The organism is Flaviaestuariibacter amylovorans, assembly GCF_039541815.1.
Lineage (GTDB): Bacteria > Bacteroidota > Bacteroidia > Chitinophagales > Chitinophagaceae > Flavisolibacter > Flavisolibacter amylovorans.
In genome coordinates this window covers 929,947-949,848 of record NZ_BAABGY010000007.1, presented here as the reverse complement: position 1 = coordinate 949,848, position 19,902 = coordinate 929,947, and the positions used below count along the sequence as shown (strand labels likewise).

13 protein-coding genes are annotated in these 19,902 nt (G+C 62.4%); 12 read left to right on the top strand and 1 reads right to left on the bottom strand.

Annotated elements, in window-relative coordinates; translation table 11 throughout:
• Positions 1–48: 48 nt before the first annotated feature.
• From ABD937_RS12595 to bglX, 7 genes are all read left to right on the top strand, one after another.
• Complete coding sequence (locus ABD937_RS12595; RefSeq protein ID WP_345256097.1) at positions 49–882, top strand: LamG domain-containing protein; 834 nt, start codon at positions 49–51, stop codon at positions 880–882.
• 74 nt (positions 883–956) lie between these two features.
• Positions 957–4,283 carry a VCBS repeat-containing protein gene (locus ABD937_RS12590; RefSeq protein ID WP_345256096.1) on the top strand — a complete coding sequence of 1,109 codons (3,327 nt, stop codon included), beginning with the start codon at positions 957–959 and terminating at the stop codon, positions 4,281–4,283.
• 3 nt (positions 4,284–4,286) lie between these two features.
• The gene (locus ABD937_RS12585) at positions 4,287–5,972 is read left to right on the top strand and encodes a glucoamylase family protein (RefSeq protein ID WP_345256095.1); all 1,686 of its coding nucleotides are present in this window, start codon (positions 4,287–4,289) and stop codon (positions 5,970–5,972) included.
• Positions 5,973–5,993: 21 nt separating this feature from the next.
• Positions 5,994–7,331: a glucoamylase family protein gene (locus ABD937_RS12580; RefSeq protein ID WP_345256094.1), complete on the top strand. Its 1,338-nt coding sequence runs from the start codon at positions 5,994–5,996 to the stop codon at positions 7,329–7,331.
• On the top strand, positions 7,331–8,110 hold the full coding sequence (locus ABD937_RS12575; protein WP_345256093.1) for a carboxylesterase family protein: 780 nt from the start codon (positions 7,331–7,333) through the stop codon (positions 8,108–8,110). The genes ABD937_RS12580 and ABD937_RS12575 overlap by 1 nt, the downstream gene beginning before the upstream one ends.
• 9 nt (positions 8,111–8,119) lie before the next feature.
• Complete coding sequence (locus tag ABD937_RS12570; protein ID WP_345256092.1) at positions 8,120–9,862, top strand: family 43 glycosylhydrolase; 1,743 nt, start codon at positions 8,120–8,122, stop codon at positions 9,860–9,862.
• Positions 9,863–9,893: 31 nt separating this feature from the next.
• Positions 9,894–12,200 (top strand): beta-glucosidase BglX, encoded by a 2,307-nt coding sequence (gene bglX / locus ABD937_RS12565; protein WP_345256091.1) that lies wholly within the window; start codon positions 9,894–9,896, stop codon positions 12,198–12,200.
• Between the two features lie 277 nt (positions 12,201–12,477).
• On the opposite strand, the gene ABD937_RS12560 is transcribed toward bglX, so the two are convergent.
• Positions 12,478–13,290 (bottom strand): hypothetical protein, encoded by an 813-nt coding sequence (locus ABD937_RS12560; protein WP_345256090.1) that lies wholly within the window; start codon positions 13,288–13,290, stop codon positions 12,478–12,480.
• Positions 13,291–13,533: 243 nt separating this feature from the next.
• Between ABD937_RS12560 and ABD937_RS12555 the strand changes: the two genes are divergently transcribed.
• From ABD937_RS12555 to ABD937_RS12535, 5 genes are all read left to right on the top strand, one after another.
• A complete protein-coding gene (locus tag ABD937_RS12555) occupies positions 13,534–15,147 on the top strand; it encodes an alpha-amylase family protein (protein WP_345256089.1) in 1,614 nt (537 codons plus the stop codon).
• Between the two features lie 10 nt (positions 15,148–15,157).
• Complete coding sequence (locus ABD937_RS12550; RefSeq protein WP_345256088.1) at positions 15,158–16,111, top strand: TIGR03885 family FMN-dependent LLM class oxidoreductase; 954 nt, start codon at positions 15,158–15,160, stop codon at positions 16,109–16,111.
• 18 nt (positions 16,112–16,129) lie between these two features.
• Positions 16,130–16,627, top strand: coding sequence for a gluconokinase (locus ABD937_RS12545; protein ID WP_345256086.1), 498 nt, complete (start codon positions 16,130–16,132; stop codon positions 16,625–16,627).
• Between the two features lie 67 nt (positions 16,628–16,694).
• The gene (locus ABD937_RS12540) at positions 16,695–17,282 is read left to right on the top strand and encodes a M23 family metallopeptidase (protein WP_345256084.1); all 588 of its coding nucleotides are present in this window, start codon (positions 16,695–16,697) and stop codon (positions 17,280–17,282) included.
• Positions 17,283–17,522: 240 nt separating this feature from the next.
• Positions 17,523–19,901 carry a hypothetical protein gene (locus ABD937_RS12535; protein WP_345256083.1) on the top strand — a complete coding sequence of 793 codons (2,379 nt, stop codon included), beginning with the start codon at positions 17,523–17,525 and terminating at the stop codon, positions 19,899–19,901.
• The last annotated feature ends 1 nt before the right edge of the window (position 19,902 follow it).

Here is a 19,902-nt window from a genome sequence, read left to right as displayed (position 1 = left end):
CAGGCAACTGCCTTTCCCGATTTCTCAAACAACGAAAAAAGCATCCGAATGAAACGCATTACAATATCTAAAGGCTCCTTCGCTCTCGTGGCCGCCCTCGGCCTTGCTTTCGGCAGCTGCCAAAAAATGGAGCGCCCCGCGCTCGGCGATTACCCGAGGGATACCAACCCTCCCGGCGGACCGCTGAAGTTCTACGCCGCCATGGACGGCAGCAGCGTGGACAGCATCCGGGCCACCTACGGCGACGACAAGAACGTCACCTACAGCACCGGCATCAAGGGACAGGCCTACAAGGGGTCCGCTACGAGCTACATCGTGTACCCCTCGGCCAACGACTTCACGCAGTCGGGCTCCTTCTCCGTATCGTTCTGGATGAAGAAGACCCCGCACGCCGCCAACGCCGAGTTCGTGTTCGCGCTGCCCACCACCAACAACATCTGGCACAAAAGCGAGATGTTCATGCTGATCGAAGACCAGAACCAGACCACTACGAGCCTGACGGCCACCAAATTCATGATCAAGGACCAGTGGTTCGAGTTTGTGGGTGCCAACCGTATTCCCAACCTGACCAATGGCCAGTGGCACCACCTGGTGCTGGTGTACGACCAGACCACCTCTAAGCTCACATATTATGTGGACGGAGCTGCTCTCACCGGTCTTTCGGCGAACCAGACCGACGTGCGTTCGGGCGGACAGCCCCGCGGCGCCATTGGCTGGTCCAACGCCTCCAAGTTCGTGATCGGCGGCCCGAGCCACCACGGCCTGAATGCAACGCCGGACGGCTGGATGGCCAACTACTCCGGTGAGCTCGATCAGTTCCGACTCTACGGCAAGGCCCTCACGGCCGCCGAAGTGACCGAGCTTTTCGCCAACAAGAAATAACCAGTTCTTTTTAACGGATCCGCGAAAAGGGCTGCCGCATGGTGCAGCCCTTTTTTTTCAACCTGTCCGCTACCATGCTCCTTCGCTATTACCTTCCTGCCATGTTCGCCACCCGCTCCTTCGCTGTTCTGCTCCTCTGCGGCGCCCTGCTCGCCTGCGGCCGCAAACAAACGCTGTTTGAGGCGCTGCCTGCTTCGCGCACGGGCGTAGCCTTTACCAACAAGCTGCCGGAGCGCGAGCGCCTCAACATTCTCTATTACCTGTATTTCTACAATGGCGGCGGCGTTGCCACCGGCGATGTCAACGGCGACGGGCTGGCCGACCTTTATTTTACCGCCAACACGAAGGGCGGCAACAAGCTGTACCTGAACAAGGGCGATTTCGAGTTTGAGGACATAACCGCCGCGGCCGGCGTTGCCGGGACCGCCGACTGGTGCTCCGGTGTTACGATGGCCGATGTGAACGGCGACGGTCGGCAGGATATCTATGTAGCCGCCGTCGCGAATGCCTACGGCCTCAGCGGGGCGAATATGCTCTACATCAATAACGGCCCGTCCGGCGGGGGTAAGGGGCCTGTGACCTTTACGGAAAGCGCAGACCGATACGGGCTCAGGTTTTCGGGACTGTCGACCCAGGCTGCGTTCTTCGATTACGACCGCGACGGCGACCTCGATCTCTTCCTCGTGAACCACTCGCGGCAGCCGCACGCCAACATCGTGGACACCGCCGCGCGCCGCAAGCCCGACCCGATCTCCGGCGACGTGCTCTACCGCAACGACCTCAGCACGACGGGCCGCTTTACCGACGTATCGGCGCAATCCGGCATCTACCGCAGCAACCTCGGCTACGGCCTCGGCCTCGCGGTGTCGGACTTCAACCACGACGGCTGGGACGACGTGTACGTAGGCAACGACTTTCACGAGAACGACTATTACTACCTGAACAACGGCAACGGCACCTTTTCGGAGAGCGGCGCGCGTCACTTCCGCCACTACAGCCGCTTCAGCATGGGCAACGATGCGGCCGACTACAATAACGACGGGCAGGTGGACCTGATCACCGTAGATATGCTCCCCAACGAGGAGAAGGTGCTCAAGACCTACGGCTCCGACGAGAACGCCGACATCTACAAGGTGAAGCTCGAGATGAACGGATACCAGCACCAGTATTCGCGCAACTGCCTCCAGCAGAATAACGGCGCCGGCTCTTCGTTCAGCGAGGTGGGCCTGCTCAACAACGTGTCGGCGACCGACTGGAGCTGGAGCCCGCTCTTTGCCGACTTCGACAACGACGGCAACAAGGACCTGTTTATTTCCAGCGGTATCGTGAAGCGCCCGGTGGACCTGGATTACGTTCGCTTCATATCGGCATTGCAAAACCAGAAGGCGCTCGACGCCAGCGATAAATACGACCAGCAGGCGCTTGACCAGATGCCCGACGGCGCAGCGCACCCCTTTCTCTTCCAGGGCAACGGCGGCAGCGCTCCGTTCCGCGACGTGAGCGTCGAGTGGGGCACCGGGGAAATGAAGGGTTATTACACCGGCGCCGCTTACGCCGACCTCGACAACGATGGCGCCCTCGACCTCGTCATCAACCCGATCAACGCACCCGCCGTGCTCCTGCGCAACACCGCTCCGACGAAGCGCCACCTTTCGCTTTCCTTCAAAGGCGCCGGCGCGAACACCGCTGGCATCGGCTGCAAGGCCTGGGTATTTGCCGGCGGGCGGATGCAATACCAGCAGCTCATGACCACGCGCGGCTTCCAGTCGGCGTCGGAGCCGCGGATGCACTTCGGGCTCGATTCGGCGCAGCGTGCCGACAGTCTGCTCGTGGCGTGGCCGGATGGCGCCTACCAGGTGCTGCGCAACGTGTCCGCCGGGCAGCGCCTCGTCGTTGACCGGAAAGAGGCGCGCGGCACCTTTGATCATGCTTCCTTCTTCCCTGCGCCGGCACCGGTGCTGCAGCCTGCCGGCTTTGCTGCCTGGCGGCACCGCGAGAATGATTTCCTCGACTACAATGTGCAATACCTCATCCCGCACGGTCTCTCCACGCGCGGACCCAGGCTTGCCGTGGCCGACGTGAACGGCGACGGGCTCGACGATCTTTACGCCTGCGGCGCCAGCGGACAGCCCGGCGCGCTGCTGCTGCAGGGAAGCGGCGGCTCCTTTACCGAAAGCGATCGGGCCACGTTTGCCGCCGACTCCGCCTGCGAGGACACCGATGCGCTGTTCTTCGATGCCAATGGCGACGGCCATCCCGACCTCTATGTGACCAGTGGGGGCAACGAACGCTCGGGCCAGGATACGGCACTACTCGACCGGCTCTACCTGAACGATGGGAAAGGACACTTCACGAAAGCGCCTCTTCCGGCGATCTATAGTAACAAGTCCTGCGTGGCTGCCGGGGATGCCGATGGCGATGGCGACCCCGATCTCTTTGTCGGAACCCTCGCCGACGCGTTGGCCTACGGCGTGCCACAGACCTCACACCTGCTGCTCAATGACGGCACGGGCAGGTTCACCATCGCTTCGAAATCAGTGATCGACCTTGAACAGATCGGCATGGTGACGGGCGCCGTGTTTGCCGACGTGAATGCTGACCGTCGCGCCGACCTTGTGCTGGCAGGGGAGTGGATGCCGGTAACGGTGTTCCTGAACCGGGGCAACTCCTTTGCTAAAAGCGCCATACCGGCATCGACGGGCTGGTGGCAGACGCTTACGGCGGACGATGTAAACGGAGATGGCAAGATGGACCTGCTGGCCGGCAACTGGGGCTGCAATACGAAGTTCTGGAGCGGCAAGAACGGCCCGGCACGGCTCTACGTGTCGGACTTCGACAAGAACGGCCGCACCGACCAGCTGCTTTCCTATACGCTTGATGGCAAAGAGTATCCCTTCCTCGCAAAGGACGAGATTGAGCGGCCACTGCCTGTGTTGAAGAAGCATTATCTCAAGTATGCCGAGTATGCCGGGCTGGAGATGAAAGACGCCTTTTACGGCTTTGCCGAGTCTGTGCAGCCGCTGCAAGCGGAGAAGATGGAATCGGCCGTGCTGTATGGCGACGGGCAGGGGAATTTTACGTTGAAACCATTACCCGCGGCGCTGCAGCAGGCCCCTATATTTGCCTTCGGGAAGCTCGCCGGCGCCGGCCGTAGAACTACGTACGTAGGCGGTGGCAACTTCTACAATACGATCCCTTATGAAGGCCGTTACGACGCGCAGGCGCTGGCGCTCTTCCGGCCGGCGGACAACGGCACCATAGCGGCACTTACCGACAGCGGCCTCGCTGCGCTCAGCGGGCAGGTACGCGACGTGGAGTTGCTGCGCGGCGCCGGCGGTCAACAGCTCGTGGCCGTAGCCCGTAATAATGAACCGCTCCTTTTTTATCGCCTCAACCGGTAAATCATGAAACAACCCCTTACTCCATACACGATCCTGCTTGCCGGCTCCCTGGCGATGCTCCTGGCCTGCAGCAAGAAAAAAGATTCGAACGACGATCCCGGCCCAGCGCCTGCCGCACCCATCCTGCTCCGCACCTGGAGCCTGAACGGCGTGGCCGACCGCAACCTGTATTATGATGTGCCGACGTCGCCGACGATGCAGCTCCGCTTCAATGCGCCGGTGGACCGGAGCACGACAAGCACCGGGATCACGCTCCAGACGGCGAACGGCAACCCCGTGGCGGCGACCATCAGCTACGGCAACGGCGACAGTACCCTAGTAGTAACGCCTATCGGTGCGCTTGCGCACCTGCAGAAATACCAGCTCAACGTAACCGCGCCGCTCGCCGCCCCGGGTGGTGGCAACCTCCAGAATCCCACGACGTTCACCTTCCTGACGTCGATCGATTCTTCGCGCAAGTTCCCGCTCATTTCCGACGACAGCCTCCTCTCAGTAGTACAGCGACAGACCTTCAAGTATTTCTGGGACTTCGGTCACCCGGTGAGCGGCCTCGCGCGTGAGCGCAACACCTCGGGCGACCTCGTGACTTCCGGGGGCTCGGGCTTTGGCATCATGGCTATTATCACCGGCATCCACCGGGGCTTTATCAGCCGCGCGCAGGGGCTGGCGCGGCTGCAGACGATGGTGAACTTCCTGCGCAACACGGCACAGACGCACCACGGCGCCTTCCCGCACTGGCTCAACGGGGCAACGGGTGCCACCATCGCCTTCAGCGCCAACGACAACGGCGCCGATCTCGTGGAAACATCCTACCTGATTCAAGGGCTGATCACCGCCCGGCAGTATTTCAACGGTGCCGGCACGGACGAAGCAAACCTGCGCAATGATATCAACACGATTTGGCAGCGGGTGGAGTGGAACTGGTTCCGAAAAGGCACGGAGAACACGCTGTACTGGCACTGGAGCCCGACGGTAGGCTGGGCCATGAACATGCCCATCCGCGGCTGGAACGAAGCACTCATCACCTATGTGCTGGGAGCCTCCTCGCCGACGTACGCGGTTCCGCGTGCAGTATACGACAACGGCTGGGCAGCCAATGGGGCCATGCGCAACGGACAGACCTATTACGGACAGCAGCTCCCGCTCGGGCCTACCATGGGCGGGCCACTCTTCTTCGCGCACTATTCCTTCCTCGGCATCAACCCCGACCGCCTGCAGGACGCCTACGCCACTTCCTACTTCAACCAGAACAAGGCGCATTCGCTGATCCACTATCAATACAGCATCGCCAACCCGCAACAACAGTTCGGCTACAGCGATTCGGTGTGGGGGCTTACCGCCAGCGACATTCCGAACGGCTATGCCGCGAGCGCGCCCACGAACGACCTCGGCGTCATCGCGCCGACGGCGGCCCTTTCGTCGTTCCCCTATACACCTGTGGAGAGCATGAAGACATTGAAGTTCTACTACTACGTGCTGGGCGACAAGCTGTTCAAAGATTATGGGTTTATCGATGCCTTTTCACTGAAGGAGCCCTGGTTCGCCACCTCGTTCCTGGCCATCGACCAGGGACCCATCATCGTGATGATCGAGAACCACCGCAGCGGGCTGCTCTGGAACCTGTTCATGAGCGCGCCCGAGGTGAAGAGCGGCCTTACGGCGTTGGGATTCACCAGCCCACATATCTGACAACCATGTAACGACCACTATATGAACCGACTATTCCTGTTCCTCTTCGCCACCCTGCTCGCCACCGCGGGCAACGCCCAAAAGAAAGCGGCTCCCTTCAACGCCGCGGCGCGCCCGCGCAACCTTTCCGACTCGGCCCTGCTCGACCTCGTGCAGCGCCAGACCTTCCGCTATTTCTGGGACTTCGCCCACCCGGTGAGCGGCCTCGCCCGTGAGCGCAGCAACGTAGCGTTCGATTATGGCAACGAGGTGGTGACCTCCGGCGGCACGGGCTTCGGAGTAATGTCGATCGTCGTAGCCACCGAGCGCGGCTGGATCACCCGCGACACGGCGGCAAAGCACCTGCTCAGGATGGTGAAGTTCCTCTGGAAGGCCGATGCCTTTCACGGCGTATACCCGCACTGGCTCGACGGCGCCACCGGCAAGGCGATCCGCTTCTCGCGCAAGGACGATGGCGGCGATCTCGTGGAGCATGCCTACCTGCTGCAGGGACTGCTCTGCGCGCGCCAGTACTTCAACCGCGACAACAACACCGAGCGCGAGCTGCGCGACCGTATCAACTGGATCTGGGGTGAGACCGAGTGGAACTGGTATACGAAGGGAGGAGAGGAGGTGCTGTACTGGCACTGGTCGCCGAACAACGGCTGGGCCATGAACTTCCCGTTGCGCGGGTATAACGAGACCCTCATCACTTATGTGCTCGCGGCCTCCGCGGAGCGCTACCCCGTGCCTTCCTCGGTGTACCACCGCGGCTGGGCACAGAGCAATTTCTTCAAGAACGGCAAGACCTTCTTCGGCCACAAGCTCCCGCTCGGATTCGACTACGGCGGCCCACTCTTCTTCGCGCACTATTCGTTTCTCGGCCTCAGCCCGAAGGGCCTCAAGGACGAATATGCCGACTACTGGGAGCAGAATCGCAACCATACCCTCATCAATCGAGCTTATGTGCTCGATAACCCCAAAAAGTGGAAGGGCTATGGTCCCAACTCCTGGGGACTCACGGCTTCGGACTCCTACGTGGGCTATGCGGCCCATTCGCCCGCCGAGGACCTCGGCGTGATCTCGCCCACGGCGGCACTTTCGTCTTTTCCCTATACCCCCGAGTACTCGATGCAGGCGCTCCGGTATTTCTACGAGCAGATGGGCGATAAGATCTGGAGCGAGTACGGCTTCGTGGACGCTTTCTCCGAATCCAAAAACTGGTATGCGACTTCGCACCTCGCCATCGACCAGGGCCCCATCATCGTGATGATCGAAAACCACCGCACCGGCCTGCTCTGGAACCTGTTCATGAGTTGCCCCGAAATCAAGGAAGGCCTCAAGCGCCTCAATTTCGAAAGCCCTTACCTGACTAAATAATGCGAACGATCCACCTCTTTTTTCTGATGCTGCTCGCCGCCGGCGCCGGGGCACAGTCCGACACGAGCGCCTTCGAGCGCCGCTGGCTGATCCGTGGCTCGGATACGATGCCCTACCGGTTGCTGCTTCCGAAGAACTACGATGCAGGGCGCAAGTACCCGCTCGTGCTTTTCCTGCACGGCTCCGGCGAGCGCGGTCGCGATAACAACCTGCAACTTGCCCATGCGGCGCGCTTCTTCCTTGCCGACTCCAACCGCAACGCCATCGTGGTCTTCCCGCAGTGCGCTGCCGGCGACTCCTGGGCCGGCATGCGCTCCGAGGGCCAGGGCTTCGACCGTAAGTTCACCTTTGCCAAAGACAGCGAGCCGACGACTGCCATGCGCCTGTTGCTGCAGCTGGTGGACGAGGTGGAAGAACGGTATAAGGTCGATAAGCGACGTCGCTACGTAGGCGGACTTTCGATGGGTGCCATGGGTACCTTCGACCTCGTACGCCGCAAGCCCCGTACGTTCAGGGCGGCCTTCGCCATCTGCGGCGCGGGCAACCCAGAGACGGCCAGGAAGCTGCGGCGCCCCGACTGGTGGATCCTGCATGGCGAAAAGGACGACGTGGTGCCCCCGCAGCACAGTCGCACCATGGCCGAAGCGATCAAAGCCGCAGGCGGAAGCGTGCAGCTGTCACTTTACCCGAACGCCAACCACAATAGCTGGGACGAAACTTTCTCCGAGCCGAACCTTTCGCGCTGGCTTGGCCTCAACAAACCTGTTACCAGGCACTAACCCACGTATATGTGTAAGCCATTCATCCTCGCAGTTGCGCTCTGCACCGGCCTCGCCGCCGGGGCCCAGGCGCCGAAGACCTACTGCAACCCGGTCAACATCGACTACGGCTATACGCCCATCCCGGGCTTTGCCGAGTGGGGCAAGCACCGCGCCACTGCCGACCCGGTGATCGTGAATTATAAAGGCGACTATTACCTCTTCTCCACCAACCAGTGGGGCTATTGGTGGAGCCCTGATATGAGCACCTGGAACTTCGTATCGCGCAAATTCCTCCGTCGCTGGAACACCGGCACCTACGACGAGCTCTGCGCGCCGGCGGTGGGCGTAAAGGGCGATACGATGCTCGTGTTCGGCTCCACCTACACCGACAAGTTCTCCATCTGGATGTCGACCGACCCGAAGGGCAATGTATGGAAGCCGTTGGTGGACTCCTTCGAGATCGGCGGCTGGGACCCGGCCTTCTTTACCGACGACAATGGCCGCTTTTATATGTACAACGGCTCCTCCAACCGCTACCCGCTCTATGGCATCGAGCTCGATCGCAACACGATGCGGCCGATAGGGACGCGCAAGGAGATGTACTTCCTCGAGGAGTGGCGCTATGGCTGGCAACGCTTCGGCGAATACCTCGACAACACCTTCCTCGATCCCTTCATGGAAGGCGCGCACATGACGAAGCACAATGGCAAATACTACCTGCAGTATGGAGCACCCGGCACCGAGTTCAGCGGCTACGCCGATGGCGTGGTGGTGGGCGATGATCCGCTCGGTCCCTTCACGCCGCAGTCCGATCCTGTATCCTGGAAGGCCGGCGGCTTTGCGCGCGGGGCAGGCCATGGCGCTACGTTCCAGGACAACTGGAAAAACTACTGGCATGTGAGCACGGTGACGCTTTCGGTGAAGAACAACTTCGAGCGCCGCATCGGCATCTGGCCCGCCGGCTTCGACAGCAGCGGGATGATGTATTGCAACACGGCCTTCGGCGACTACCCGCATTACCTGCCCACCGGGGCCGCCAATCACCTCGAGTCCCGATTTACCGGCTGGATGCTGCTCAACTATAACAAGCCGGTAACGGTATCGTCAACGCTGGGCGGCAATGCGGCCAACTTTGCCGTGGACGAGAGCATCAAGACCTATTGGAGCGCAGCCACCGGCAACAAGGGCGAGTGGATCCAGAGCGATCTCGGCGCGCCGTCGACGGTGCGGGCCGTGCAGATCAACTATGCCGACCAGGACGCGGAGTTCCTCGGCAAATCGGGCGGTGTGTACCACCAGTACAAGCTCTATCACTCCATGGACGGGAAGAAGTGGAGCGTACTCGCCGATAAGAGCAACAACAGGACGGACGTGCCGCACGATTACATCGAGCTCGCGCAACCCGTTACGGCCCGCTACATCCGCCTCGAGAACATCAGAATGCCGACCGGGAAGTTCGCCGTCAGCGGGCTGCGCGTATTCGGCAAAGGCACCGGCAACGTGCCGTCGGTACCGAAGACTTTCTTCATGCTGCGCACTGAGAAGGACAAGCGCAGCGGCTGGGTGCGCTGGAGCCCCGTGGACGGCGCCACCGGCTACAACGTGTACATGGGCACAAACCCGAACAAACTGTACAACAATGTGATGGTGCTCAATGCAAACGAATATTATTACAAGGGCATGGACAAGCTGAAGACCTATTACCTGCAGATCGAGGCCTTCAACGAGAACGGCGTGTCGCAGCGATCGCCCATCCTGAAATCAGAATAACCCATTCGCAAACGATACTAAACCCTGAGAAATGATCAAGCAAGTACTAGTAGCCATGGCCCTTGCCGGCGGCGTCACCGCGCCCGCGGTCGGCTATGCCCAGGCAGGAAAAACGGCTTCCGCCGATGCGCCGATGAACACATTCGTGTCGGCCCTGATGAAGAAAATGACCCTCGAAGAAAAGATCGGGCAGCTCAACCTGCTGACGCCGGGCGGCGGAATTCTTACGGGTGCCGTGGTCAACCCCGACGTCGAGTCCAAGATCAAGTCGGGCAACGTGGGCGGCCTCTTCGGCGTCATCGGGGTCGACAAGATCCGGCAGGCACAGGAGCTCGCCATCAACGGCAGCCGTCTTAAGATCCCGCTCATCTTCGGCTCCGACGTCATCCACGGCTACAAGACCACCTTTCCGATTCCGCTCGCGCTCGCCTGTAGCTGGGATATGCCGATGATCGAGCGCAGCGCGCGCGTAGCCGCTACCGAAGCTACCGCGGACGGCCTCTGCTGGGCCTTCTCGCCGATGGTGGACATCGCCCGCGATCCCCGCTGGGGCCGTGTGGCCGAAGGCTCCGGAGAAGATCCCTACCTGGGCTCGCAGGCCGCTGCCGCTATGGTGCGCGGCTACCAGGGCAAGGACCTTTCCGCCGACAATACGCTGATGGCCTGCGTGAAGCACTTCGCGCTCTACGGTGGTGCCGAAGGCGGCCGCGACTACAACTCCGTAGACATGAGCATGCAGAAGATGTACGAGTTCTACCTCCCGCCCTACAAGGCCGCCATCGATGCCGGGGTGGGCTCCGTCATGAGCTCCTTCAACGACGTGAACGGCGTGCCCGCCTCGGGCAACCGCTGGCTGCTGACCGACCTGCTCCGCCGCCAGTGGGGCTTCAAAGGCTTCGTGGTGTCGGACTATACCTCGGTGAACGAGATGATCGCGCACGGCATGGGCGACCTGCAGGCCGTTTCTGCACTCGCGCTGAAGGCCGGTCTCGATATGGACATGGTGGGCGAAGGCTTCCTGACGACGATCAAGAAGTCGCTCGCGGAGAAGAAGCTCACGGTAGCCGACGTTGACCGCGCCTGCCGCCGCATCCTCGAAGCGAAGTACAAGCTCGGGCTCTTCACCGACCCGTATCGCTACTGCAAGCCCGAGCGCGCCGCCAAAGAGGTGCTCTCGCCCGACAAGCGTGCCGCCGCCCGCGAATTCGCGCAGCGCTCGATGGTGCTGCTCAAGAACCGTAATAATACGTTGCCGCTGAAGCGCGGTGCCACCATCGCCCTTGTAGGCGCCCTCGCCAACAACAGGAGCAACATGCTCGGTACCTGGGCGGTGTCGGGCGACGCCCAGCTGTCGATCCCGATCCTCGACGGCATGAAGACCGTAGGCGGCACTGGCACCACGATCCTCTATGCCCGCGGCGCCAACATTACCGACGACACGTTGCTCGCCAGGAATGCCAACGTGTTCGGGGAGAAGGTCGACATCGACCCGCGCGCGCCGCAAGCCCTCATCGAGGAGGCCGTGGCCACGGCCGGCCGCGCCGACGTGGTGGTAGCCGTGGTAGGTGAGGCTTCGGAGATGAGCGGGGAGGCCGCCAGCCGCTCCGACATCACCATCCCGCAGAGCCAGCGCACCCTGCTCGAAGCACTCAAACGCACCGGCAAGCCGCTGGTGATCGTGGTGATGAGCGGCCGCCCGCTCGCGCTGCCCTGGGAGGCCGAGCACAGCGACGCGCTGCTGCAGGCCTGGTTCGGCGGCCATGAAACCGGCAACGCACTTGCGGATGTGCTGTTCGGCAACTATAATCCCTCCGGTAAGCTCACGATGACCTTCCCGCGCAACGTAGGCCAGGTGCCCATCTATTACAACATGAAGAACACGGGCCGCCCGCAGCCCACCACGGAGTTCCGGAAGTTCACGTCCAACTACCTCGACGTGCCCAACGAGCCGCTCTTCGTGTTCGGCCACGGCCTCAGCTACACCAGCTTCAGCTACAGCGGGATCCGCCTCACCGGCAAAACGATGAGCCCCGGCGGTACCATCGGTGCCACGGTAACCGTCGCCAACACCGGCGACCGCGATGGAGAAGAGGTAGTGCAGCTCTATATCCGCGACCTCGTGTCGTCGGTGACGCAGCCGGTGAAGAAGCTGAAGGACTTCCGCAAGATCTACCTGAAGAAAGGCGAGCGCAAGGATGTGACCTTCGAGATCTCGGTGGAGGACCTCAGGTTCTGGAACAACGACCTGAAGTGGATTGCCGAGCCGGGCGACTTCAAGCTGTTCATCGGTACCAGCTCCGCCAATGTGCAGGAGGCCGACTTCACACTGACGAAATAGCCGTGGGGTCGGTGACCGGGAGAGAAGGAACGCTGATCGTTTATGATTGATACGATTGGCGCAGATATAGGCCTGTCTATTCCTATCGGGAGAATGCAGGTATGATCGCCTGTACGATTGATCGGCGTCTGTAGCAAGCCTAACGATACATCATTAGAATGGCGACCCGTTAGAGTCGCCATTCTCGTTTTAATAGCAAGAATCGCCAGCGAAGCAATCCGCGTTAATCTTATCCGATCGTATCAAATCCGCGTTCTTTCTCTCCGATACCACGATCCTAGTGGGGTATCACGATGATACACGGCGGCCGCGGCTTCGTGAGCGAGAGGTTGTCGGGCAGGTCGGTGTCGATGGGACCCGTGGTGGGCGGGATCGGCGTTTGCGCCACGCCGAGGATCTGGGCCTGGTGCGCGCGCATGGCTACGCTCACATTCGACGGAATGTCGGCCATGGAATCGTAATAGTAAATGGCTACGTCGATGCTGTTGGTGACCTCGTTGGAGCCGTCGCGCGTCTTGTAGCGCACCGTCACTTCTTCCCATTCGCCGTTCTCAACCGGCAGGTCGAACATGCCGCGGCGCATACATTCTTTCAGGTTGATGACGCCCGTAGCGGGATCGATGGCGAGGCGCGCGTCGGGCTGGATGCCGTAGGCGCCCGGGGGCAGGAGGCGCCCGAGGCTCGCGTTATAAAGGGGGCGCATCAAGGTGTCGTGCTGCGCAAAGTTGTAGATGCGGTCGAGGTAGTTGATGCCGCCGAGCACGATATAGGTGGAGTCGGCAGGGCCGCTTGCCGGCTGGTAGCGGATGCGGTACCGGATACCGGTCTGGCTCTCGTTGGCCTTGCCGATATTGGTGACCGTGATGGTGCCGGTAGCCGGATCGATGAGCAGGTTGTCGGGGAAAGCCGAGTACTGACCGGCGCCGGTATTGGGTCGAACCGTGTAGCTCGCGCTCTTCAGGTACAGGATGCTGTCGCCGTAGCTGAGGCCGCCGCCGGCAGGGCCGCCTGGCTCGTTGCCGGTGGCCGGGCGCTTGCTGCAGGCAAATACGCCGGCGCAAAGCAGGGAGAAAAGGAGTGCGTGTCTCATGAGTCGGAGTTGGCCCGAAGATAGCAAAGTTGGCCGGAGCGTGCCCCCCTTTTTAACGCTTTGCATACACGCTGCCTGCGCTATCGGGCGGGCTGCCCGGGCGGCCGCGCCATACGCTTCGCCCGACCAACGGAATGCTTCCGGAGCTCATTCAAACGGAATGATCGCTTATGCCCGGCGGCGGTGCAATTGTTGCAGCGACGCCGGCGGCAGCTCCCGCATGGGGGCCGGAAACAACAGACGATGGAAGAAGCCTGGTACCGCAATGCGATCTTTTACTCCCTCGACGTGGAGACCTTTCATGACGGCAACGGCGACGGCATCGGCGACTTCGCCGGCCTCACCGAGAAGCTCGAATACCTGCACGGCCTCGGCATCGACTGCCTCTGGCTGCTGCCCTTTTATCCATCGCCCAACCGCGACAACGGCTACGACGTGATGGACTACTACAACGTCGACAGCCGCCTCGGCTCCCTCGGCGACTTTGCCCAGTTTCTCAATAAGGCGGAGCGCCTCGGCATCCGCGTGCTCATCGACCTCGTGCTGAACCACACCTCGGTAAAGCATCCCTGGTTCCAGGCGGCCCGGCGCTCGCCTGAGGATCCGCACCACGACTACTACGTATGGAGCCCGAAGCCGCTCCCGCACGATAAAAGCGAGCTCATGTTCCAGGGGGAGGAAGAGCGCGTTTGGACCTGGGACAAAAAGGCCCGGAAGTATTACCTGCACCGGTTTTACCGCGAGCAGCCCGACCTCAACATCGCCCATGGGCCGGTGCGCGCCGAGATCCTCAAGATCATGGCCTTCTGGCTGCGCCTCGGGGTGCACGGCTTTCGCATCGACGCCACGCAGGCGTTGATCGAGACCTATGGGCTCAAGGGGTTTACCCGCAAGCAAGGACTGCAGTTCATCGGGGAGCTGCAGGCGTTCGCGCGCGGCCGCCGCGCCGACGTGCTGCTGCTGGCCGAAGTGAATGCCGGGGTGGGCGAGATGAACACCTTCCTCGAAGGCGGCCGCCTGCACATGCTCTTCAATTTTTACCTCAACCAGCACCTGTTCCTGGCGCTCGCCACCGGTCGCAGAACCGCCCTGGAGCGAGCCCTCGATCGCCTGCCGGCGCTGCCGCCGAACCAGCAATGGCTCCAGTTCCTGCGGCACCACGACGAGCTCAACCTCCGCCTGCTCAAGCCGGAGGAGCGCGACCGGGTGTTCTCGGTGTTCGCACCCGAGGAAGACATGCGCATCTACGGCTTCGGGATCAGGCGGCGCCTCGTGCCCCTGTTCGGCGGCCCCGGCCGGTGGGTGCAGCTTGCCTACAGCCTGCTCTTCTCCATGCCAGGGGCGCCGCTGCTGCGCTATGGCGACGAGATCGGGATGGGCGAGCAGTTGCGGCTGCCGGGCCGCGCCAGCGTGCGCACGCCGATGCAGTGGTCTGATGCGCCGAAGGGCGGCTTTTCGGACGGCGCGGGCCGCACGGTGGCGCCCGTAGTGGCCAGGGGGCCTTATGGTTTTGTCCAGGTGAACGTGGCGCGGAGCCAGCAGGATCCGGGCTCGCTGCTCAACTGGCTGGAGCGGCTCATCAGCACGCGCAAGCAATGCCCCGAGATCGGCAACGGCCGGTACTTCAAACGGGTGGCCGCCGACCGGGCGCTGCTGCTGCACGGCTTCGAAGGCGCGAAGCGGCGCCTGCTCTTCCTGCACAACCTCTCCCCCGAGCCCGTGCTGGCCACCTGGAAGGAGCTTGGCTTCCGTGCCGGCGAAGCCACCGGGCTCTTCGCCGACGGCGCGGCGGACGACGATCCGGACGGCATCCGCGTGGCGGGGCACGGCTTTCGCTGGCTTTCTATTCATCATTAAAAAAAACGGCATGATCGGATACCACGCTTCCCACGAACAATTCACCCCCTCGGAGCTGCTGCGCCTCGCGCGCGCTGCCGAGGCGGCCGGCTTTACCGCCATCAATTGCTCCGACCACTTTTATCCCTGGAGCGAGCGGCAGGGGCAGAGCGGCTACTCCTTTGCCTGGCTGGGCGCGGCCATGGCGCAGACCACGGTGCCCTTCAGCGTGGTGTGCGCGCCGGGCTACCGCAACCACCCCGCCATCGTGGCCCAGGCGGCAGCCACCCTGTCGGAACTATTCCCCGGACGCTTCGCCGTATCGCTCGGCTCGGGCGAGGCCCTCAACGAAAGCATCACCGGGGAGAAATGGCCGAAGAAAGACGAGCGCAATGCCCGCCTGCTCGAGTGTGCCGACGTGATGAAGCGCCTGCTGGCAGGGGAGGAGGTCTCCCACCGCGGTCGCATCACGGTGGAAGAGGCCCGGCTCTACACCCTGCCCAAGGACCCGCCCCTGTTGCTGGGCGCCGCCGTAACGAAGGAAACGGCGGCCTGGATGGGCGCCTGGGCCGATGGGCTCATCACGGTGCACCAGCCGCACGAGCAGCTGAAGGAGGTGGTGGACGCCTACCGGCAGAACGGGGGCGCCGGCAAGCCCGTGTTCCTGAAGGTGCAGCTGTCGTATGCCCGTACCCGGCCCGAGGCCGTGGACGGCGCGCACGAGCAGTGGCGCACCAATATCTTCCACAGCACCGTGCTGGCCGACCTCAATAAGGTGGCCCAGTTCGACGCCCTTGGCAAATACGTGCAGCCGGAGGAGCTCGAAGGCATGGTGCGCATCTCGGCCGACCCTGAGGAGCACCTCGCCTGGATCCGGAAGGATCTGGAGCTCGGCTTCGACCGCATCTTCCTGCACAACGTGAACCGCGGGCAGGAGCTTTTTATCCGCGACTTCGGCGAAAAGGTGTTGCCGGGGCTGCGCTGATCCTTCAACAAGTGCGTTATGGTCGTGATCGTCATGGGGGTTAGCGGCAGCGGTAAGAGCACCGTAGGCCGGCTGCTGGCGGCCCGGCTCCGCCTGCCCTTCATCGATGCCGACGACGTACACAGCTCCGAAAACATCGCACAGATGCAGGCGGGGTTGCCGCTCACCGACGACCAGCGGGCGCCCTGGCTCCGGGCGTTGGCCGAGCGGCTGCGGGCCGGGGAGGCCCAAGGAGGGGTGGTGCTGGCCTGCTCCGCGCTGAAGGAGCGCTACCGCGGGCAGCTGCGGGCCGGCCTGCAGCGGGAACCCGAATGGATCTTCCTCGATGGTACCGAAGCGGTGCTCCGGGAACGTTTGGCGAAGCGCAGCGACCATTTTATGCCGGAAGCGCTCCTGGACTCCCAGCTCGCCGCGCTCGAGCGCCCCTCCTATGCGCAGTACTTTGATGTGACCGAGGCGCCAGTGGCGATCGTGTCGGCGGTAGCCGAACGGCTGAAAGGCCGGGAAGCGCTTTAGCAAACTCTTTGCATCCACCGCAAAATATCCGCGCGCCTTTTGAGTTAAGGGGACAAATCCCGAGCCCATGAAGAATTGGTCCCTGCTTACCCTGATCGCGGTCGCGGTCGCTTCCCTTTCCTTTTCGACGGCCCCGGCGAAGACGCCGGCTAAGAAGAAGCGCAGCGTGGCCGCGGCGAGCCGTACCGTAGTGTTTCCGGTGGCCGGTAAAAGCCGTATCCTCGATAAGTGGGGCGCCAGCCGCGGCGGTGGCGTGCGCCGGCATAAGGGCATCGACATCCACGCCCGCAAGGGTACGCCCGTAGTGGCCCTCGCCGACGGCCGTATCGTGGAGCGCGCCCATACGCCCATCGGCGGCAAGACCCTCTGGCTCAAATCGGCCACCCACCCCTGGACGGCTTACTACGCCCACCTCGACAAGCAGTATGTAACTGAAGGCCAGTATGTGCGCAAGGGCCAGGTGATCGGCACCGTGGGCAACACCGGCAATGCCCGCACCACGCCCCCGCACCTGCACTTCGGTGTAGCCCGCGGCAAGTCCTGGGTCAACCCCCTTCCGTTTGTGAAGAACGCGCCTAAGGTGGCGGCCAAAACCAGCACGAAGAAGAAAGCGACCGCGAAGCGCAGCACGCGGGGCAGGAAAGCCCGCCGCTGATCCCGCCTGTTGATGCATCCGTACCCACAGCCGCCGGTAACCCGGCGGCTGTCTGCGTTCGGTCCGGGCGCATTGGGCACGTTGCCCCGGGGCCACGCTCGGCGCGCTCGGCGCTTTTTGTTATTTTTAGCGGGATACCCTGCGGGCGACCTTCGCGGTATCCTTGCCCCTTGTACGCCAACCTATCAACAAGGCTTCTGTATGCGCCGTTCACGAATCGGGTCAGTGTTCTTTTGCTTGATGCTCCTCTTACTTCAGGCGGGGCAGGCCGCCTTTTGCCAGGCGGTTTCCGACGATTCGCTGCATGCCCGGGTTGTGGGTCCCTACAGCGCCCATTTCAGCCCGAAACGGGAGGTGTTTTATATCCATGCCAACAAGGAATTGTTCCTGGCCGGCGAGCCTTTGGCGTTCAAAGTGTACGTATCCGATGCGCGTCACAAAAGGCCGTTCCTCGAAACCCACAATATTCGTGTGGATCTCTACGGGCCGACCGGCGAAAAGATCGCGCAGCAGGTGCTGTATGCAGAAGGCGGCTGCGCCGCCGGAACGCTCCCGCTACCGGCCTCGCTGAAAACCGGCCGGTACTGGCTGCGGGCCTACACGGCCTGGTCGCTCAATTTCAGCGACCACTTCCGGTTCACGCTACCCGTGCAGGTGCTGGGAAAAGGACCGGCGGACAAAGCGGTTTTCGATGATGGTTCCGGGCTGGGGATCTACGCCGAGGGCGGAGCCTTTGTGGCGGGGGTGCCCACCCGGTTCGGGCTGAAGCTATCCGGTACCGATGGTTCAGGATATGGCGCCACGCTCGAGATCAGCAAGAACGGCACGCTTTACGAGACCCTTACCACCAATGAGCTGGGTTTTGCCAGTACCAACCTTACCGCCTGCGTGGAAGACAGCGTCACGGCCACGTGGGTGCAGCCCTCCGGTGTGCGCAGGTCGGTCGCCTTCCCGAAGCCGGTGGCGCGGGGCGTAAGCCTTTCGGTTACCACCGGCGCTTCGGGCGCGCCGCTGGTCGTATCCGTGCATACCAACCGCGAAACGCTCGCCGACCTGGGCGAAAAAAAGTTCTACCTTATGCTGCACCGGCAGGGCGTGGTCAGCAAGCTCCATTGGATCAGTTTCGTCAACAGGCGAACCACCGTCGGGCAGACTTTTTCTTCCGATGGGCTCCCGGAAGGGGTGCTGCATATTACCCTGTTCGGGCCGGACCTGAAGCCGATCGCCGACCGCGCCGTGTTCCTCGCTACCGACGCTCCGGCGCCCCGGGTTGAAGCGTCGCTCCGGCGGGTGAAGGACTCGGTACGCGTCGACATTACGACTGTCAGCGGCTCCGGGCGGCCGGTGGCGGCTAACCTGAGCATGTCGTTCCTTCCGGCTGGCACGCGGGCCGATGGGTTCCGGTCCTCCCTGCTCACAAAGAACCTGCTGGAGCAGGAATTGAGGGGCGTTATCGAGTATCCCCTCTATTATTTCAAGGACCGCGACCCGGTGCGCCTCCGGCACCTCGATGAGTTGCTGATCGTACAGGGCTGGAGCAGCTACGACTGGAATGCGATCCTGAGCGGGGCGCCCCGGCCGGAACGGTTTCCGTTCGAGCAGGGGTTCAGCATCCGGGGTCGTGTGGTCGAGCCGCGTACGTCCCGGAAGAACGGCAACCGCGAATTGGTGCTGTCGGACCTGCGGCATCATCTGTTCCTGAAAACCGCGGTCGACAGTTCGGGAGCCTTCCGCTTCGATCGGGTGTTCCTGCACGACCCGGCCAGCGTCTCGCTGCTCACCACCGATGGCCAGAACGGGAAGCGCCGCCGGAGCATCGTCATCGATACGGCTACCGCTTATTCCGACCCGGCGCGGCCCGTGTCGCCTCTGATGCTTCGGGTGGCAGCGCCGGAAGCCGAAACCGGCATCGGGGTCGAAGACCTGCAGGAGGTCATCGTGGATGCCCGCATACGCAACCGGTGGTCTGCCGGGCAGGACCTTACCCCACTCCGCGAGCGGGTGGTTCGTTTTTCCGACAACGACCGGTTGCGGTACGTCAGCCTGAAGGACTACCTGAAGGTCCATTACAGCCTCCGGGAGTACACCCGCGTCCACCCCGTCACCAACATCGAAACGTACCATGTCAGCTTTAGCTTCAGCAGCTCGGTACTGCTCGCGAACGACCCGGTGCTCGTGATCGACGGGGTCCAGGTCAGCGACCTGCAGCTGCTGGGCCGGATCAGTCCGCAGGATATCGAGTCGGTCTCGGTCAATACCACGGGAAGCATGGATGTCCCGTTCGGCTCCGGCGGGCACATCATCGTGAAAATGCGTAGTCCGCTCGACTATCCCGACCGCGACGTCCCGTCGAACGTATTGAAGCAACTGCTGCTGCGGGGGTACAGCCTGCCTTCGGCCTATTACCGTCCTGCCTACCGCATGCCCCCGAGGAGTGCCCTGTTCGAGCAATTTGCCTGTCTTTTCTGGGTGCCGGATATCGTTACGGATACCACCGGCCGCTGTTCCTTCATGATGCCGGACCCCGACAAACGGGCGGAGATCGGCTTCCTGATCGAGGGCAAGGGAAGCGGGGGTGAGTGCTTTTACGCGCGCGGGCGCACCATCATCAACGAATAGC

What these genes read in the sequence shown, in the direction of transcription:
- ABD937_RS12595 (WP_345256097.1), top strand. Translation starts at nt 49, where the DNA reads ATGAAACGCATTACAATATCTAAAGGCTCCTTCGCTCTCGTGGCCGCC.
- ABD937_RS12590 (WP_345256096.1), top strand. Translation starts at nt 957, where the DNA reads ATGCTCCTTCGCTATTACCTTCCTGCCATGTTCGCCACCCGCTCCTTC.
- ABD937_RS12585 (WP_345256095.1), top strand. Translation starts at nt 4,287, where the DNA reads ATGAAACAACCCCTTACTCCATACACGATCCTGCTTGCCGGCTCCCTG.
- ABD937_RS12580 (WP_345256094.1), top strand. Translation starts at nt 5,994, where the DNA reads ATGAACCGACTATTCCTGTTCCTCTTCGCCACCCTGCTCGCCACCGCG.
- ABD937_RS12575 (WP_345256093.1), top strand. Translation starts at nt 7,331, where the DNA reads ATGCGAACGATCCACCTCTTTTTTCTGATGCTGCTCGCCGCCGGCGCC.
- ABD937_RS12570 (WP_345256092.1), top strand. Translation starts at nt 8,120, where the DNA reads ATGTGTAAGCCATTCATCCTCGCAGTTGCGCTCTGCACCGGCCTCGCC.
- bglX (WP_345256091.1), top strand. Translation starts at nt 9,894, where the DNA reads ATGATCAAGCAAGTACTAGTAGCCATGGCCCTTGCCGGCGGCGTCACC.
- ABD937_RS12560 (WP_345256090.1), bottom strand. Translation starts at nt 13,290, where the DNA reads ATGAGACACGCACTCCTTTTCTCCCTGCTTTGCGCCGGCGTATTTGCC.
- ABD937_RS12555 (WP_345256089.1), top strand. Translation starts at nt 13,534, where the DNA reads ATGGAAGAAGCCTGGTACCGCAATGCGATCTTTTACTCCCTCGACGTG.
- ABD937_RS12550 (WP_345256088.1), top strand. Translation starts at nt 15,158, where the DNA reads ATGATCGGATACCACGCTTCCCACGAACAATTCACCCCCTCGGAGCTG.
- ABD937_RS12545 (WP_345256086.1), top strand. Translation starts at nt 16,130, where the DNA reads ATGGTCGTGATCGTCATGGGGGTTAGCGGCAGCGGTAAGAGCACCGTA.
- ABD937_RS12540 (WP_345256084.1), top strand. Translation starts at nt 16,695, where the DNA reads ATGAAGAATTGGTCCCTGCTTACCCTGATCGCGGTCGCGGTCGCTTCC.
- ABD937_RS12535 (WP_345256083.1), top strand. Translation starts at nt 17,523, where the DNA reads ATGCTCCTCTTACTTCAGGCGGGGCAGGCCGCCTTTTGCCAGGCGGTT.